Source organism: Saprospiraceae bacterium (assembly GCA_016709995.1).
Classification (GTDB): Bacteria; Bacteroidota; Bacteroidia; order Chitinophagales; family Saprospiraceae; genus JADJLQ01.
Genome location: JADJLQ010000001.1, coordinates 2,904,789 through 2,922,657, shown reverse-complemented (window position 1 = coordinate 2,922,657; position 17,869 = coordinate 2,904,789). Strand labels below are relative to the sequence as shown.

Sequence of the window (17,869 nt, the reverse complement as noted above, 5' to 3'; positions counted from 1 at the left end):
AGACTTATCTAGAATCTCTCTTTTCTTCTAAAGGTCTTGTGATAAAATGGTTCAAATAGGATAGAATATTGGCTGCCTAACTGCTTTTAGTTATTTTTGCAGCCTCAATCAATATATACCTCAATGAAATTTAGCGTATCCTCAGCAGAATTGCTTAAACAGATTCAAGTAGCTTCTGGCGCCATTGGTACCAATCCTGTGCTACCAATTCTTGAAGATTTTCTGTTTCATGTGAAAGGGAAAATCCTGACCATTTCTGCTACTGACCTCGAAACATCAGTCAAGACTGAGATGGAGATCAAAGCTGACCAAAATGGCTCTGTAGCTATCCCAGCCAAGATCCTCAATGATACCTTAAAGTCGCTTCCGGAACAGCCTGTATCAGTATCGGTAGATCCTGCCAACAATAGCATCGAGATCACTTCCAGTTATGGCAGGTATCGACTGGCAGGTGAAAATGCAGGGGATTTCCCAAGTTTTCCTTCTACCAGCACCCAGGATACGATCAAAATCAATTCTGACATCCTGCATGAGGCTTTTAATAAAACACTGTTCGCCACCTCCAACGACGAACTAAGATTGGCCATGACCGGAGTACTGGTGCAACTTGATTTTAATAAAATATTGTTTGTATCGACGGATGCCCATAAACTGGTCAAATATGCCTTCCATGGGATCTCCAATGATGTCGCTACCCAATTTATTCTGCCTAAAAAGACCTGCAATCTGCTCAAAAATGTATTGCCTGCTGATACGGAGGTAGAGGTTTCGTTTAATAAATCAAATGCTTTTTTTACGTTTGGTCATACCATCATGGCTTGTAGGCTGCTGGATGCCAAATATCCTGACTACAATGCAGTCATTCCGGTTGACAACCCAAATGTCCTCACTGTCAATCGACCACAACTACTTCAATCTCTCAGAAGGATATCGATCTATGCCAATAAGACTACCAACCAGGTAGCGCTGCATATCGATGACGGAAGCCTGACTATCACCTCCCAGGATCTAGATTTTTCCAATGAGGCTACTGAACAACTGGCCTGCTCCTTCAAGGGCAGCCCTATGAGTATTGCATTTAATGGTAAGTTTTTGATTGAGATGTTAAGTGTGTTGACTTATGATGAAGTTTGTTTTAAGCTTTCCACTCCTAATCGTGCTGGTATAGTGACCCCTGCGGAAGAAGTCAAAGGTCAGGATTTGCTCATGTTGGTGATGCCGGTACTGATTAATCAATCGCATTAGAGCATCCCGAAGCTTCGGGAGGCAATGGACAATAAGCAACGGGCAATGGTCAATAGGCAATGGGCAATAGTGCGTCCCGAAGCTTCGGGAGACACCCTTTAGGGATGGGGTAGTGCGGTCGAATGAAGGACACAATAGACAATAAGCAATAGACAAAAGTGCGTCCCGAAGACTTCGGGAGACTCCCTTTAGGGTAGGAGTTGTGCGGTCGAATGAAGGAAAAAAGCAATTTTCAATGGTCAATGTTCAATATGCAATAGACAATAATCCAATAGATAACATTCAATTGTCAATTGTCAATTTGCCCATTGTCAATTGCATATTGTCAATTGAAAATCGCCATTGAAATTTAATATATGAAAATCGGCCTATTCTTTGGTTCTTTCAATCCGGTGCATACAGGGCATATGATCATAGCTAATTTTATGGCTTATCGGACGGATCTGCACCAGGTCTGGATGGTCGTGTCTCCTCAAAATCCTCTAAAACCTGCCTCGAGTTTAGCAAAAGACTATGATAGGCTGCATATGGTCCAATTGGCTATCGGTCAAAATCCAAGGCTAAGAGCATCCAATATCGAATTCTCATTGTCCAAACCTTCCTATACCATAGATACACTGACTTACCTCAAGGAGAAGTATCCCGAAAATGAATTTGTGCTGATCATGGGAGGAGATAACCTCGCCACCCTGCATAAATGGAAAAACTTTGAAAAGATCCTGGAGCTATATCAAATATATCTGTACAAACGGCCCAAATACGAGCTTGGGTCGCTGGCTCATCATGAGCACATAAGTCATTTTGATGCGCCTCTGTTAGATCTGTCGGCTACCTATATCAGGGAGTCGATCAGAGATGGTTTAAGTGTGCAATACCTGGTACCTGAGCCGGTATTTGAATATCTCCAGGGGAGCTCTATGTATAGTTAGAGTGGTTATTCTAACCGTATTTCACTCCAGTCATAGTCAAAGATCCTCCTACCAAATGGTCATTGAAAAAGCTCACCTTGTCTTTAGTAGTTTTTGCACCTAATACATACATCAGGGGAAGGTAGTGATCCGGTGTAGGTATAGCCAGCATGGCGGATTTGTGCAGATCAGGATAATTGATCAATGCATTATTGTCATGATCTTTGAGCTTGGACTTAAAGATAGTATTCATTTCCTTGGCCCAGTCAAAACCAAAATCTGGTGTGGAGATCTTGTTCCAGGCGACCATGCCAAGGTTGTGTACCATATTGCCACTACCGATGATCAAAACGCCTCGTTTGCGTAGAGATGCAAGGTCTCGCCCTAATTCATAATGATAGGCTGCAGGACGATTGTAGTCAATACTCAATTGTAATACAGGGATATTCGCTTCTGGATACATGTGGCGTACTACAGTCCAGGTGCCATGATCCAGGCCCCAATCATGGTCCAGAGAGATGGTCGTTTTTTTGATCAGGGATTTGGTTTGTTCGGCCAGGTCAGGGCTTCCTGGAGCAGGATATTTGACCTGATATAGCTCAGAGGGAAATCCTCCAAAATCATGAATGGTCCTGGGATAAGTCATCGCAGTCACCGCCGTACCTTTGGTCAGCCAGTGAGCAGAGATACATAGGACAGCTTTTGGAGTAGGTATTTCTGCCCCGAGGCGCGCCCAGGTTTGACTAAAATCGTTGATTTCTATACCATTCATTGGCGACCCATGCCCGATAAACAGAGCTGGCAGCGTTGTATCTATTTCTTCAAACTGGTTGATCAATTTTTCAATATTCATAATATGTTTATTTGTATATACTTATGAATAAAATTATATTTAATATGTACATTTTTTAAAATATCTTCGTTTCGGGGTGACATTATTAAAACAAATTACATTAATAATCTGTGAGGTATCACGCACTTTTAGTTCTATTCTAATCATTGTACTCAAACCCCAAGTTTAAAAGATTGTTGCGACCCGGCGACAATCTTTTTTTTATTCATATCGAATCGCTTCATGCAAGACTGCTGCCTTTCTGGCGGGCAATATTGATGCTACAATACCTATACCAGTTACAGTCAGGCCTACTACTAAAAAATCAAACCATTTGATTTCTATTGGATATCTGTCTACCAAAAATCCTTCGGGGATAGGTACCAGACCATATTTTTGCTGCAACAAAAACAATATAACAGCCAGTGCAAAACCGATGCATATCCCCAATCCGGTGATCAATAAACCGGTGCTCAAAACGATGAGTTTGACCCGATGATCTTTCATGCCCATGGATTTTAGGACCATCAGATCCTTTTTCTTTTCCAATACGATCATCCATAGCGCTCCAACAATATTAAAAGCCACCAATACCAACACAAAACTCAAGATGGCATATGAAACCCATTTTTCAATTTGCATCAGTTTGTAGAATGCGGCATCCTGTTGGTCTCTATCCTGTATTTTATACTCTTGGCCAAGCACTTTTTGTATGGCTGCGCTCACCAGGTTCCGCTTAGTATAGTCCTGAAGGGCTATTTCGATACCGCTTACCTGGTTCGTTTTTCCTACCAGGTCCTGTATAAAGCCCAAATCGACAAAGACATATTTATTATCATATTCTTGTTGGATGCTAAATACACCTGACGGTATCAATATCCTTTTTTTGAATGGCTGAAAGGTCGAACCTTTGGGGTCTGGCATAAAGGCAGACAATCTGGCGAAGTCATCATCTATGCTGATGGCTAGTTTATTGCGGATTCCGATGCCGGTTACAGCATGATACCCCAGTGGAGATTTTAAAACAAAATTGCCTTCGCTTAATTGGGCAGGCAAAGCTGATTGGTGTATAAAATTTGAATCTACCCCTTTTAAAATGGCAAAATCTTTGATCCCTTTATATTCCAAAAGAGCAGTTTCTTCCAAAATGGCGCTGACCGATAACACATCCGGTACGGTTCCCAATTTTGCAAGCAGGGTGTCATCCATTGGGAAAGTTTTTCCTTCAACCAGGGTGATTTTAAGATCCGGGTTAAAACTATTCATCAATCCTTTGATCAGACCTTCAAATCCATTGAGTACGGACATGACCAATATAAGTGCAGCAGTCCCTATACTGATACCCAGGACGGAGACGCCGGAAATGATATTGATCGCATTGGTAGATTTTTTGCCGAATAGATATCGCTTTGAAAAAGACAATGCTGCCATGTAATTACAAAGGTGGGTAGAATTTTAAACAATAGCTCCATATAAGCTTTCAAATTAGCCTAATCCATGGACCAAAACCCAGTGTCTATGGTTTTTCTTCGCAGAGGTCGGGTGAGGCAGGTAGGTCCACCGCCACCTTTTATGCTGATCTCTGAGCCAGGGTACTCGTCCACGATACAACCTGCATGACGCAAGGCAGCTGCCGTCTGCGGGTTGCCAGACACCATGATACAATGTCGTGGAGCAATAGCCAGCACATTGCAGCCCATGGATTCAAATTCAGCTGCAGGTACTTCTATCAAATGATAATGCAAGTCAAGTAAATGATTGCGGAATGAAATAGGCATCAGCGGAGAATATACCAGTGCAAGGTCACGATCTACAGGACTGAATACTGACATGAGATGGAAGACATCGCCAGGGCCTTTGTAATGAGGCATTTCTGCAACGACTACTTCAATATCCAGTGGCATCAGTAGCTGCCTTAGTTGGTTGATACCATCATCATTCGTGCGATAGGTATGTCCTACAGCCATAGTGTTAGAGGTGATCCAGGCAGTATCTCCGCCTTCCACTGTGCCTGGTGATTTGATCTCGCCCAGGATAGGAAGATCATGCGTCGAGCATAATGAGCGGATGGCTTGAGGTTCAAGCGCACGCTGCGCTTTGCCCATATTGCATAAGATCAGTCCATGATCAGTGATCAGCGCTGCATCCCTGCAATAGATAGAATCCATCGTCACCTCTTCAGCAACAGGAAGATGATATACGTGTGAGCATTTTTTAATGATCAACTGTTCAAATTGATCATATTCATGGATTGCCTGATCCAAATCAGGTGGATTGACAAAAGCCAGGTCCTGCCATTGAGCAGAAATCACCTCTTTTGATACAAAGGCATCCTTGGGTCTTTTGAGTATGATGCTGTCTATTTCATCGTATTCTGACTGGTAGGTAAATTTTTTTCTCAAGGTTGGATTGATTTATTCTGTTGGACAATGGAAGACGCCGAATTCATTTTCATTAAAACATATAGAGGCAGTCCGGCCAATAATAGAACAAAACCCCAGAACACCGTATCCGCTCCAGAACCTACCACAGCCCATACCGAAAATACAAATGCGATGATGGCTACCAGAAAGTGAATGGGTTTTAGCGGGTATTTTGTTTGATGAGAAGCAAGTATAATATAGGATACGACTGAAAAAAGATAGGGCATTAAAACGGCGAGGGTGGATAACAAAATAGCGAATTCGTAAGCTGAAGCCAGGCTTTTATTGTAATTCATGATCATCAAAAAAGATACCAGGATACTGGAGATGACCAATCCAAATACCGGTGTCTGCTTATGATTCATTTTGGCGAAAATAGCAGGCAAAAGCTTGTCTACAGCAGCTGCTGCCGGGATTTGTCCTTGGACCAGGATCCAGCCATTGAGTGCGCCAAAAGTTGATATGACTGCACCCGCTCCGATCAGATATCGGGCCCAGTCACCCCAAATAGAACCAGCTGCATCTGCCAATGGCGCTTTGGAAACAATCAGGGACTCTGGAGGAAGTATGCCCATGACAGCTACAGTACACAATATATATATGGCGGTGCTGATGAGTGTACCATATATGGTGGCTTTAGGAATGTTTTTCTCAGGTGACTCCATGGATGTAGAAGGTATGGTCGCACATTCGAGTCCTAAAAAAGCAAAAAAAGTGAGCGTAGTAGCCTTTACTATGGCCATCAGGCTGGATGACTCCGTCCGATTAAAAACCTCAAAATGAGCCGTGTTTAAATAAAATAAACCACCAATGGCGATCAAAGCCAATGGAACTATCTTGGCTACGGTTGTGATCAGCTGCATGACGCCTGCATTGCGGATCCCTGTAGTATTGAGCCAGGTCAAAAACCATATCAAAAACAAGCCTGACAAAACGGAATTAACCGGACTGTAACCGATAAACGGAAAAAAAGTAGTGAGATAACTTACACAAGCGATGGCCAGGGCAGCATTGGTACACCATACGCTGATCCAATAACTCCAGGCTACCCAAAATCCTGCAAACTCACCCATACCTGCGCGCGAATATGCATATGGCCCGCCTTGAGCCAAGGGCATAATGCGGCTCAGCCAACTGTAAACCAAGGCCAGGGTGATGGCACCCAAACCTGACAATAACCAACCTATCAAACTGAGCGTGCCATAAGAAGCAAGGGTAGCCGGAAGCATAAAGATGCCTGAAGCAACCATATTGCCGACTACCAGGGAAGTTCCTGTCCAAAGTCCTATTTTTTTTATTTGATCGGTCATGCACTCAAGGTTATCCCTGCAAGGTATGAAATGTCATGAGCTTTGTAAGGCAATTCCCTGTACATGCGTGAGTCTGTTGGAAAGTGAGTACGAACTGCAAAAATCTGGCAAGTCTATAACTATATCCGAATCATCTCTTCCCTTGTTGAAGATATTCCTCCCTTCGTTGAATCGCATTTTCGCGTATATCCAGATAGAAAAAATTGAAATCAGCGATATGAAAATTATTGCTTCTGTATAAAAAACTGCCTGGAAACTTTGGTTTGTGTACCCATAAAATGTTTTTGTGTATCTGGGCATCGGTGATACCTTTTAAAACACCCCCCTTAAATTTTTTTAAAACAGCTCCTCTGTTTAAGTCCTTAGACGCCAACGCCGGCGCTGCATCCCAGGTCAGGGGATTGACGACGATCATTGGTGGTTCTTTGACTAAAAACTCTGGTTCATAACCGTATTTATAAGTGCGCCAGCTATTGACACAAGCAAGCTCATCTGAGGAGGTACATGGTTGTATAGATTTAAAATAGCCTTGAGGAATAGGGATGCCGGGCAGATAAGCGACTACAAGTTGGTGCTGTAATGGCGTTCCGTCAAAAAATTCTTTTACCAGCCTCATGCCGTGAGTCGTACCCTGGCTATGCCCTGCTATGATGATAGGTTTGCCATGATTATAATGATCCAAATAATATTGGAAGGCAGTCTTGATGTCATTGTAAGCCAGGTCAAAAGCCTTTTTAGCTTGCAATCTGTCTGCAGAAAAATACGCGTAATAATGGGCTTGACGATACCTGGGGGCATAGATATTGCCTACCTGATTGAATATACTTGCCTGGTATTTTATAGAAGATTGATCCGTAAGCTTATTGACTTTCTGATTGTCGATGGCTGCATTCCAAAGTGAACGATCTCTTTTGGCCAAAAAAGAAGTCGGATAGAGGAAAAACACATCAATAGGCAAATCGGTGGGCTCAGTCAAACCATCAGGCGAATTATCTGAAGGATCTTGTTTGCCTGGTAAGGCCGCCCAATGTGCCTCGTCTCCATAATCGACAGCCTTATCCGCATTGAGAATTTGTTTGGAGGGGCCACAGCAAACCAGAAAAAATAAACACAACAACAAAGGAAATCGCTTCATGCCACAAAAGTAAGGCTAGTACTGAAGAGTATGTTCGTACTGGTGTCCATTTAAGATCCTTTAACCAAATCGTCGTTTGACCTTTGGCGCCGTCAAGATATAATACAAGAGTTTTTAATTTACTAATTTTACTCAAATGAACCTTAAAGTCATCATCACAGGAACCACCGGTATGGTAGGAGAGGGAGTACTACATGAGTGTCTCTTCCATCCGCAGGTAGAGTCGATCCTGGTCATCAACCGAAAGCCATGTGGCGTACAACATGCTAAGCTCTCTGAGATCATCCATCAGGATTTTTTTGATATTTCGGGCCTGGATAAATCTGTAACCGGCTATAATGCTTGTTTTTTTTGCCTCGGAGTATCTTCGGTAGGGATGAATGAGTCTGACTATACCAGGATGACCCATACCCTCACCATGCATATAGCTGGCGTATTGTGCAAGGTCAATCCTGATATGACTTTTTGTTATATCTCCGGAGCTGGCACTGACAGCACGGAGCTAGGTAGGAGTATGTGGGCAAGGGTAAAGGGCAGGACTGAAAACGACCTGATGAAATTGCCCTTCAGAGCAGTATACTGTTTTCGACCTCCAATGATAGAACCAACTAAAGGATTGCACAATACGCTGTCGATGTACAAATACCTGGGATGGATAGCGCCGATATTAAGATCATTAGCACCCAATTATATCATTACCTTAAAACAATTAGGGCAGGCTATGATTCGATCGGCCTTGGAGGGATATAAAAGCCCCATTCTCGAAGCTGCTGATATCAAATCAAGTGGTCAGTCAAACACTATCTGATCTATGATCACTTATTTGCACTGTTGGTTGATGCCTAATACATAATCCTCTACAATATTGATCTGGCTGGCGGTTTGAGCACCATCAAAACCCTGTATTGCCTCATTGTGGAGATGGTTTAAACAATAATCTGTCAATGGCCGGGCAACCGGCATATAACTCCAGTGCCATTTTTCTACATGATACCCACTAAGTCTTCCGGCAGTATATGGCTGGCAAAACCCAAATTCATGACCATGCTTTACTAACCAATCGTAGATCTTTTTACCTTCACCCGCAGAAAAATAAGCATTTTCAAGGGCGTTAAGATCCATATCTGTACCCCAATGATGGCGTGAACTCCCTGGCATAGAAGAATATTCGAGTATTTTAAGTGCCCGCTTGATGGGGTCGGGAGTGGTAATTGCCAGATTTTGCCCATTTTCTACCAGTCTTCTACCATTCCATTTATCTTCCCAAATATTTTTTTGAGCATAAAAGTTTCTGGTAGCAGAGATTATTTTGAGATGGATGCCTTCTCTGGTGGCGGCAGTACTCATATTAATAAAAGCTTCTAAAGCCTCTGAGCGAAGGTACATACCTGACCTTGATGCATATATCAAAGGTACCTGGCTAAAGGATGGATGTTCTGCCGGATCGAACTTACCCATGACATAGGTCAAGGTATCTACCCCGCCGGTCGGCAAGGATTGATCTGAAACCAACGTGCTGGTCGTCCCATCCAAAAGAGGTGGAATCAGTTTAGGCTTGCAGAACAGTATACTACACACCATCAATATCACTCCACTTTTAAGCCCATTCGGACTTAATAACGCGATAATAAAATTCATTGAAAACTCATTATTTATTGGAGACGACCAGATACTTTTCCAGCGCCATACTCATGGATGGCACATCTGGTGCCGGAGCCTTAATATTGAGGCTGAGTCCAATTTCTTCTACAGCCTTAGAAGTAGAACTGCCAAAAGCGGCTATCCGAGTTTCATCCTGTTTGAAGTCAGGAAAATTGTCATACAAAGACTTCAAACAAAGCGGGGAGAAAAACACCAGGACATCGTATTTGATATGTTTTAAATGTGATAGGTCACAACTAACTGTACGATACATAATAGCTTCTACGACCTTGATACCTTTGGTAGCGAGATAATCCTGTATATCACTGGAGCCGGCATCACTGCTTGGCAGGAGAAATTTTTCGTTTTTGTGCTTGTTAAAATATGAACTAAGATCTTCAATATTTTTGGTCCCGACGAATACCTTTCGTTTTCGGTACAGGATAAATTTCTGAAGATAATTACCTATGGCCTCAGTAAGGCAAAAGTATTTCATATCGGGATTGACCTTAATGCGCATTTCTTCGCAGATACGAAAATAGTGTTCGATGGCGGTTTTACTGGTAAAGATGACGGCAGTAAATTCATCGGGGCGGATCCTGGCTTTTCTAAATTCCTTTTCAGTAACCGGATCGATCTGGTTAAAAGGAATAAAGTCTATTTTTAGATCGTATTTTTTTTCTATATTGGTATATGGCGAATGATCAGGCTTAGGCTGAGATACCAATATAGTTTTGATCCGTTTAAATTTTTCAGTAGAGGTCTTGCCTGTAGTACCCATCAATAAGATTCAAGTTTTCGGTTTTTAAAATCAACCCCCTTCGATTGACTTGAACCTTATTATTTGAGTATCATCCCAGCCAATAAGATCCAAGGGGCTATTTCCACGGTGCAAAGGTAAATAATAAAATGAAATTTACCTGAGAGGATGGTAGGTATATTATTGAGCAAGCCCCTGATTTGCCTTAGGGCATATAAGACTAGAATGAGACTTAATCCACTAAATATCAGCATTTTACCTGTTTCTTCATCCACAAATGACAGGCAAATATTGATCAACATAAGGGCCAAGCCCAAAGCTAGATTATGTATCCCGATGGTAAAACTAAAAAAAGCGGCCTCTTTCTCCAGTGGAAATACTTGCGCCAGCACCAACATTACCAGGTGCCGGACCAGATATACCACCAGGACTATCAGGATGCACATGAATAAGGAAAGCGATGCCATCTGAAATATTTTAAAACTCAGATAGGTGAATATACCGGCATTGATGATGAATATAAAATAAAGGATCCCAAAGATCATCATGTGATTACCTTTAAATGCCTCTTTAAAAAGTGATCTGAGTTGATTTTGATTGTACGTAGCCTTGATCAAAGCTATTGGATATGATCTGTTAAAATTAATTGCAATGGCTGCCATCAAAAACAAGAAGATATAGATGATAAACCAGGCATTTTTGCTGATAGTGCTATTATTATTGGTAGTTGCTTCTTTAAAATCAACGACTTTTTCCTTAATCTCTTGTACACCGGGCTGGACATTAGGTTCGTTTGATTTGACTGTAGGAGATGGGTTAGTCGCTGAGGGAGGGATGATATTAAAGGGATTGTTTCCTCCATCCAGGCCTGAAGTTGGAGATTTAGGGAGGTTAAGATGACCGGTAGGCGCAATTGACCCAGAGGTCGTGCTGTTTAAGATAGAAGCTGGCGTGGATGCTTGTGGTTTTTCTGTTATGAGGGTTTTTGTGGTATCCTGTAAGATGGAAGAGCCATTGGAAGTAGATCGAATGACAGTGTCTGCTTTTTTTACAACTGCAGGAGGATTGAGTTTTTTAACCACGGTTGGAGGCACCTCAGAACCAGGTTTTTTGATATCAAAAGGATTCTGACTAATTGTCTTGTAGGCACAAGTCAGCGTTAAAAGTAAGATGAGGAAATTGTTGAAAATGTTTCTTTTCATAAAGTAGAATAACCATTACCCTGATGCACTACGACTTTTTTGACATCATTTAGATCCCAATCTATGACCAGGCCTTTTGCAATTTTGTCCGTTACAGCCTTGCCATACAAAAGTTGGATCAAATATAAGGCAGCATCAAATGATTTGGCACCTCCTGACGAAGTAATCACGTTTTTGTCATGCACCAATACCACATTCTCGTATATTCTGATAGAAGGAAATGATTCTTTAAAACTTTTGATGTCTGCAGGAAAGGTGGTGCAGGCAATTCCATTGAGCAATCCTGCCTGTGCAAGCACAAAGGCCCCATCGCAATGTGAGGTGACGAACATTGCCTTCTGCCCGATGTCCTTCACCCAGGCTATCATGGCGGTATCCTTAAGATCTGTATCTATATGATGCTCGGCACTTGGCACGACCAGGATGTCTATATTGGGCAGGTCATCCTCAAGATAATTGTAGTCTGGTTTTATATGAAGGCCTTCAAATGTCCTGATATAATCATTGGTATTGGCTACCGTAAAGACATTCATAGATTTAATGTTTTCTCTATACTGGGTATGCTGAAATACATCATAGGGTGCGGTCAATTCCGTATTAAAGACACCATTCATGACCAAAAAAGCAACATTGTACCTTTCTGGCAAAATTTTTAAAGCCTCTGCTTTGACTGCCTTGGCTTTAAGCTCGCTTTGGCCATTCTTATCTGCCACGCATCCAGGCCATAAAAGCCCAAGCATACCAATGAAAAATAGATAGCTGCCCAGGATGTTCTTTAAATATTTCATTTCAGTCTCAAACGTATTTAATAGCAAAATTGTTATTTTTTTTATTGTAGCACAATTTTGTGATGTATTAGGTTGGATAATCAAGATTACGGCAAATAATATAATAGATTACCAAAATTCGGAAATTTGGCAAATCTTTAACCCATCGAAAGAATTACAATATTCGGTAAGCAGATAAAAAACATCAGGTCAACCATGGAGATTAAAAATAGAAAAGCTCAACATGAATTTCTCTTTAAACAATCGTTTGAAGCGGGAATCATATTGGATGGAGCTGAAGTAAAATCTATACGGGAAGGTAATGCTAATATCAACGATGCTTTTTGTTATTTCAGAGATAATGAGTTGTTTATCCGCAATTTCCATGTAGCTCCCTTTAAACAAGCTGCGGCCTGGGCTACCCATGACTCACTCAGGGAGAGAAAGCTATTATTGAAGAAAAACGAGCTAAAAAAATTAAAAACCAAGGTGGAAGAAAAAGGTATGACCATAGTACCTTTCAGACTCTACCTTTCCGATAGAGGATTGATCAAGATGGAGATTGTACTCGCTGAAGGTAAAAAGTCCTTTGACAAAAGAGAGGCCATCAAAGCTAAAGACACCCGGCGGGAATTAGAGAGAATGGATAAAACCAGGCGGGAATAGTATAAAAAATAAAAAAGTTCTTTGTTTTCCAGATCTATCATTCAGATTATCTCTGACGATGGTGATTTTTTTTCAAGTTTGAAAGGTTGGTTTCTTCCTTTGCTCTGCAAGGCAACCAAAGCCCGCAATCGTTCCATCGGTGAAAGTGTATAATAATAGCCCAAAAAATAGAGCTCCTGGGCTTCAAAAGTTTCAAACTTAACTATTTTTCTTTCCATGCCCATTGAAATTAGACTGAGGACCTGATCTCTTCATAAAACTGCTCATACAAAGGCAAAATTTTATCTATGTCAAACTCCCGGGACCGCTCGTAGGCTTGATTCTTGTATTTGGCCAATAGATCAGGGTCTTGCAATAATTCGATCGCATGCTTCGACATATCATCTACATCCCCTATGGGTAAAACGCAGCCACTATAGCCGTGAATATTGAGCTCGGGTAATCCACCTGCATCGGAAGAAATCACGGGTACATGGCAGGCCATAGCCTCCAGGGCGGCAAGACCGAAACTTTCATTTTCACTGGGTATCAAAAAGAGGTCACTGACTGCCAACAACTCCTCTATAGCATCTTGTTTACCTAAAAATCGCACATCGTCGCAGATCTCCATTTTGCGACAAAGATCTTCGAGTCGCTGGCGTTCAGGTCCATCACCAATCAACAAGAGTTTGCTGGGTATGGCTTGATTTACTTTGGCAAAAATCTTAATAACATCGTCGACCCGCTTCACTTTCCTGAAGTTGGAAGTGTGGATCAGTATTTTTTCGCCTTCAGGGGCAAGTGCTTTTTTAAAATGTTCTTTGTCAATCTTTCTAAATCGTTCAAAATCAATGAAGTTATAGATGACTCTAATATCCTTTTCGATACTAAAGTTTCTGAGCGTATCTTTTTTAAGGTCTTCAGATACAGCAGTGACTCCATCGGATTGATTGATACTAAACTCCACTACCGGAGTAAAAGAGGGATCTGTACCTACAAGTGTAATGTCAGTACCATGCAAGGTAGTGACTACCGGTATTTTGATTCCTTTGGTGGCCAATATACTTTTTACGATATAAGCTATAGTGGCATGGGGGATTGCATAATGAACATGCAGCAGGTCTATTTTTTCAAATTTGATGACATCGATCAATTTGCTGGCCAGGGTAGTATCATACGGGGTATATTCAAAAAGGGGATAGTCAAGGGCATTGACTTCATGATAATAGATATTGGTGTAAAAATGACTCAATCTTGCTGGTCGCTTATAGGTGATAAAATGCACCTGGTGACCTCTTTTCGCCAATCCAATGCCTAATTCGGTGGCGACCACACCTGATCCACCAAAAGTGGGATAACATACAATGCCAATTCTCATTAAATTATATTATTAGTTAAGATGCTTGATGGACAATTTTTAAATCAATTGGTTCATTTTAGGAGAAAATAAATTACTTCTTTTAAAAAAATATATTTACAAAATATTCATTTTTAGGTACTTATGCATATTTGCAGCATTTTTCCTAAAATTGTATTTTCAAAGATGAAAGAAAAATTTAAAATTTGGACTCATTTTTGAGATAATACTTATTTTGAATTAAATATTAAGAGTCAAGGATCACCATTCAACACTCTAAGTATATCAATATTAATATGAAAATAGCAGCTCCGGATTATAAAGCAGCCGAAATTGCGATAAAGAATAAGCTGGAGAAAGATCTCCCCGATGACCTGTCTTATCATGGTCTGCATCATACCATGGATGTCATGCAAGCAGGCTTGACTATTGCAGAAACTGAAAACATCAGTGACAAAGACATGAGCTTGTTGAGATTGGCCATCCTATTACATGACTCCGGATTTACTACTACCTATAGAGGCCACGAAGAAGCAGGATGTGAAATAGCCAAAAAGATGCTTCCCAAGTACAAAATAAGCAAAGAAGATATAGAGGTAATCTGTGGTTTGATCAGAGCTACCAAAATACCCCAAACCCCGGACTCACTTCTGGAGAGAATCATCTGTGATGCAGACCTTGACTATTTAGGAAGGAAAGATGTGTTTGAGATCGCAGACACTTTGTATACAGAGATCAAGAGTCATATCAGGCAAATGAATGAAGAAGATTGGAACGAGCTACAGATAAGTTTTCTTGAGGCTCATAGTTATTTTACAAAATATTCTAAAAAACACAGAGCACCAGCGAAATTGAAGTACCTCAAAGCTTTAAAGAAAAATAAAATTACCGCCTGAGAACGATACCATGCACGTGATATCCAGTAAAGATTCTACACTCAACGTACCTACTAATATAGATGAGGTCACTGAAAACTATTGGCGAATCCTTGATGTCAACCTGGCTTGGATCAGGCAGTCTGATACCAAAGCTTATACCATTTTTATGATCTATGGCATCTCGATTTCTCTTGTCTTTTCTAATGTGGAGATGATCGCTGCCATGGTCAAAAACTCTTATATAGTGCTGATATTGAGTGTATTGTATTTAGTTGCTTCTTTGGTAGCCATTGTATTTGGTTTTAGATGTATTCAACCTTCCTTAAAACTCAAGTTCCCTCCTTCTATTATCTTTTTCGGAAGTATAGCCAGAAGTGTAAGTTCTCCCGAGGAATATTATGCCAAATCCTTAAAAGTGCTCGAAGCCCATGATAAAATCCATATGGAATTGTGCAATCAGATCTATATCAACTCTATCATCGCAAGCGGCAAATTTGATGATATCAGCAAGTCCATATCTGCCTTCCTGGTCAGCCTGATCACCATCCTGTTGATAGTGCTCAATTATTTTATAGCCTGACAGGATTTTCCAACAACAATAAAGTCCGTTACTGTAAGATTACAAGATGAGTTTTTCGGATCCTATCTTAAGTTCGGCCTGGGCAGACCTGCGGGGATCATGAAAATTCTTTTGTTAAACCATTACACCTATAACAACATGCCTTGCGGTACCAAAATATCTATATGCTCCTGCCTGCTCCGGTTTAGTCTTCTTTAGCGTTAGTTTCTAAAAAAGTTGGAAGCCGGCTAGAATAACAGTCGTGACTGATCAGATCATCTGCAAGCTTTTCTTTACAAAGTCTGTAAGGTCAGCTCCTGAAAGCATATTTTGATTGAGTAAGGCCAGCCTGTACAGATGTTTGGATATGTCGACTTGTTGTTCTGCTGTGGCATGCATCAATTTTTCGGCGATGATCGGATGATTGCCGTTGACAATCACCTGGTAAGAATCAGGAAACATATCTGCTCCCAACCCTTGCATCATCTGCATTTCTTTCATCCGACGCATGAATTCAGGTTTAATGATGTGTACCGGAGCTTCTGATGGGGATAGTGATTGTACCTCTACTTTATTCATCGACCCCTGTACATAGGGTTCAAATATTTTTTTGACCTTGTCGAGTTCATCCGCAGATAATACTGATTCTATTTTCTCCTCTTTTTCTATGAGTTTGTCCAGCGTCTCGCTATCGATGCGGGCAAAATGAGTTTTTTCAATTTTGGACTCAAGATGTTGGGCAAAATGATTGTCAATAGGTTGATCTAATACCAATACATCATAACCACGATCACCAGCCGCAGATATCTGGGCATGGTATTGAGCAGGCGCATGGGTGTACAGGTAAATGACCTCTCCGTTTTTGTTGGTTTGATTGACTTTGATTTTGTCCCGATATTCATTAAGAGTATGATAGGCTCCATCCTGGCTTTTAAATAGAGCGAATCCAACCGCTTTTTCATAAAATTTTTCGTCTGTGAGCATGCCATATTTTACGAAAGGACCGATGTCATTCCACTTGGATTCAAAACCAGGGCGATCGTTTTTAAATAGCTCTTCTAGTTTTTCGGCGACTTTTTTGGAGATATAGCTGGTGATTTTCTTCACCTGCCGGTCGCTCTGGAGATAACTGCGGGATACATTGAGCGGGATATCTGGTGAGTCGATCACTCCATGCAACATCATCAGAAAATCAGGTACGATATCTTTCACTTCGTCAGTGACATAGACCTGGTTACTGTACAGCTGAATTTTATTTTTTTGCCAATCCATCCCCGTCGTCATCTTGGGGAAATAAAGAATTCCGGTCAGGTTAAAGGGATAATCAATATTGAGATGTATCCAGAATAAAGGTGGCGCGCTGAACAAATATAAATCGCTATAGAACTTCTTATAGTCTTCATCTGTCAGATCGGTGGGGGATTTTTTCCAGATCGGGTGAGTGATGTTGATGATATTATCTACTTCTGTCTTCTTCTCTTTTCGATCCTCCCCTTCTCCTTCCCAGTCGTATTCTGTTTTGGTACCAAATCGAATAGGGAAGGGTAAAAATCTGCAGTATTTTTTGAGTAGATCTTCGATCTTGTTTTTTTCAAGATATTCTTTACCATCTTCATTGATGTGTAAGATGATGTCTGTGCCACGGCTCTTTTTCTTAACCTCTTTGAGCGTGTATTCAGGACTGCCATCACAAGTCCAGAGGATAGGTGATTCGTCTTCATTATACGACTTGCTGAGCACATCGACCTTGTCGGCAACCATAAAAGCAGAGTAAAAACCAAGTCCAAAATGGCCGATGATATTAGCCTCGCCTGAATACTTTTCGATAAAGTCCTGAGCGGATGATAAGGCAACCTGATTGAGGTATTTTCTGGCTTCGTCGGCACTCAGCCCGATGCCTTGATCCCTGATGGTCAGGGTTTTCTTTTTTTCATCGATCAGGATGTCGATGGTCAGATCCCCAAGATCCCCTTTGACCAATCCTTTAGAGGACAAGGTCTGCAGCTTGGAAGTCGCGTCAATGGCATTGGATACCAATTCTCTTAAAAAGATTTCCTGATCAGAATAAAGAAATTTTTTAATGATTGGAAAGATATTTTCGGTTTGAACCGCTATTTGGCCTTTTTCACTCATGGCTATTTGATTTTATGTTGAAATATTAGATGCTTAAAGCCAATGACAAAGGCTATGCCATTGGAGAAATACCT

At 41.2% G+C, this 17,869-nt stretch carries 18 protein-coding genes; 6 read left to right on the top strand and 12 right to left on the bottom strand.

Annotation, left to right across the window (positions count from 1 at the left end; all coding sequences use genetic code 11):
• The first annotated feature begins 123 nt into the window (after positions 1-123).
• Both dnaN and IPJ09_12350 read left to right on the top strand, forming a co-directional pair.
• On the top strand, positions 124-1,245 hold the full coding sequence (gene dnaN / locus IPJ09_12355) for a DNA polymerase III subunit beta (GenBank protein ID MBK7372209.1): 1,122 nt from the start codon (positions 124-126) through the stop codon (positions 1,243-1,245).
• 356 nt (positions 1,246-1,601) lie between these two features.
• Complete coding sequence (locus IPJ09_12350) at positions 1,602-2,174, top strand: nicotinate-nucleotide adenylyltransferase (GenBank protein ID MBK7372208.1); 573 nt, start codon at positions 1,602-1,604, stop codon at positions 2,172-2,174.
• A 10-nt stretch (positions 2,175-2,184) separates the two neighbouring features.
• On the opposite strand, the gene ygiD is transcribed toward IPJ09_12350, so the two are convergent.
• The 5 genes from ygiD to IPJ09_12325 all read right to left on the bottom strand — a co-directional run bounded on the left by ygiD (position 2,185) and on the right by IPJ09_12325 (position 7,853).
• Positions 2,185-3,006, bottom strand: a complete 822-nt coding sequence (ygiD, locus tag IPJ09_12345; GenBank protein ID MBK7372207.1) for a 4,5-DOPA dioxygenase extradiol — start codon at positions 3,004-3,006, stop codon at positions 2,185-2,187.
• A gap of 201 nt (positions 3,007-3,207) precedes the next feature.
• On the bottom strand, positions 3,208-4,416 hold the full coding sequence (locus IPJ09_12340) for an FtsX-like permease family protein (protein ID MBK7372206.1): 1,209 nt from the start codon (positions 4,414-4,416) through the stop codon (positions 3,208-3,210).
• Between the two features lie 59 nt (positions 4,417-4,475).
• Positions 4,476-5,387 (bottom strand): hypothetical protein, encoded by a 912-nt coding sequence (locus IPJ09_12335; GenBank protein MBK7372205.1) that lies wholly within the window; start codon positions 5,385-5,387, stop codon positions 4,476-4,478.
• Positions 5,384-6,718, bottom strand: coding sequence for an amino acid permease (locus IPJ09_12330; GenBank protein MBK7372204.1), 1,335 nt, complete (start codon positions 6,716-6,718; stop codon positions 5,384-5,386). Before IPJ09_12330 ends, IPJ09_12335 begins: the two co-directional genes overlap by 4 nt.
• A 130-nt stretch (positions 6,719-6,848) precedes the next feature.
• Positions 6,849-7,853, bottom strand: a complete 1,005-nt coding sequence (locus IPJ09_12325) for a DUF3089 domain-containing protein (GenBank protein MBK7372203.1) — start codon at positions 7,851-7,853, stop codon at positions 6,849-6,851.
• Between the two features lie 136 nt (positions 7,854-7,989).
• Between IPJ09_12325 and IPJ09_12320 the strand changes: the two genes are divergently transcribed.
• Positions 7,990-8,661: an epimerase gene (locus tag IPJ09_12320; protein MBK7372202.1), complete on the top strand. Its 672-nt coding sequence runs from the start codon at positions 7,990-7,992 to the stop codon at positions 8,659-8,661.
• Positions 8,662-8,672: 11 nt separating this feature from the next.
• On the opposite strand, the gene IPJ09_12315 is transcribed toward IPJ09_12320, so the two are convergent.
• Genes IPJ09_12315 through IPJ09_12300 form a run of 4 tightly spaced genes read right to left on the bottom strand, consistent with a single transcriptional unit; the run spans position 8,673 to position 12,196 of the window.
• Positions 8,673-9,491: a M15 family metallopeptidase gene (locus IPJ09_12315; GenBank protein MBK7372201.1), complete on the bottom strand. Its 819-nt coding sequence runs from the start codon at positions 9,489-9,491 to the stop codon at positions 8,673-8,675.
• A gap of 10 nt (positions 9,492-9,501) precedes the next feature.
• Positions 9,502-10,275, bottom strand: coding sequence for a uroporphyrinogen-III synthase (locus tag IPJ09_12310; GenBank protein MBK7372200.1), 774 nt, complete (start codon positions 10,273-10,275; stop codon positions 9,502-9,504).
• A 59-nt stretch (positions 10,276-10,334) separates the two neighbouring features.
• Positions 10,335-11,456 (bottom strand): DUF4271 domain-containing protein, encoded by a 1,122-nt coding sequence (locus IPJ09_12305; GenBank protein MBK7372199.1) that lies wholly within the window; start codon positions 11,454-11,456, stop codon positions 10,335-10,337.
• On the bottom strand, positions 11,453-12,196 hold the full coding sequence (locus tag IPJ09_12300; GenBank protein MBK7372198.1) for a DJ-1/PfpI family protein: 744 nt from the start codon (positions 12,194-12,196) through the stop codon (positions 11,453-11,455). Before IPJ09_12300 ends, IPJ09_12305 begins: the two co-directional genes overlap by 4 nt.
• Positions 12,197-12,439: 243 nt before the next feature.
• Here IPJ09_12300 and smpB point away from each other — a divergent pair, with 243 nt between their 5' ends.
• A complete protein-coding gene (smpB, locus tag IPJ09_12295; protein ID MBK7372197.1) occupies positions 12,440-12,889 on the top strand; it encodes an SsrA-binding protein SmpB in 450 nt (149 codons plus the stop codon).
• A 41-nt stretch (positions 12,890-12,930) separates the two neighbouring features.
• Here smpB and IPJ09_12290 read toward each other — a convergent pair whose 3' ends face one another.
• Positions 12,931-13,107 (bottom strand): hypothetical protein, encoded by a 177-nt coding sequence (locus tag IPJ09_12290; protein MBK7372196.1) that lies wholly within the window; start codon positions 13,105-13,107, stop codon positions 12,931-12,933.
• A gap of 11 nt (positions 13,108-13,118) precedes the next feature.
• The gene (bshA, locus tag IPJ09_12285; protein MBK7372195.1) at positions 13,119-14,246 is read right to left on the bottom strand and encodes an N-acetyl-alpha-D-glucosaminyl L-malate synthase BshA; all 1,128 of its coding nucleotides are present in this window, start codon (positions 14,244-14,246) and stop codon (positions 13,119-13,121) included.
• 275 nt (positions 14,247-14,521) lie between these two features.
• Between bshA and IPJ09_12280 the strand changes: the two genes are divergently transcribed.
• Together IPJ09_12280 and IPJ09_12275 are read left to right on the top strand one after the other, a co-directional pair.
• Positions 14,522-15,121: an HD domain-containing protein gene (locus IPJ09_12280; GenBank protein MBK7372194.1), complete on the top strand. Its 600-nt coding sequence runs from the start codon at positions 14,522-14,524 to the stop codon at positions 15,119-15,121.
• A gap of 10 nt (positions 15,122-15,131) precedes the next feature.
• A complete protein-coding gene (locus tag IPJ09_12275) occupies positions 15,132-15,683 on the top strand; it encodes a hypothetical protein (GenBank protein MBK7372193.1) in 552 nt (183 codons plus the stop codon).
• 249 nt (positions 15,684-15,932) lie between these two features.
• Here the strand turns inward: IPJ09_12275 and htpG are convergent, their stop codons facing one another.
• Positions 15,933-17,795 carry a molecular chaperone HtpG gene (gene htpG, locus IPJ09_12270; GenBank protein MBK7372192.1) on the bottom strand — a complete coding sequence of 621 codons (1,863 nt, stop codon included), beginning with the start codon at positions 17,793-17,795 and terminating at the stop codon, positions 15,933-15,935.
• Positions 17,796-17,869: the final 74 nt, after the last annotated feature.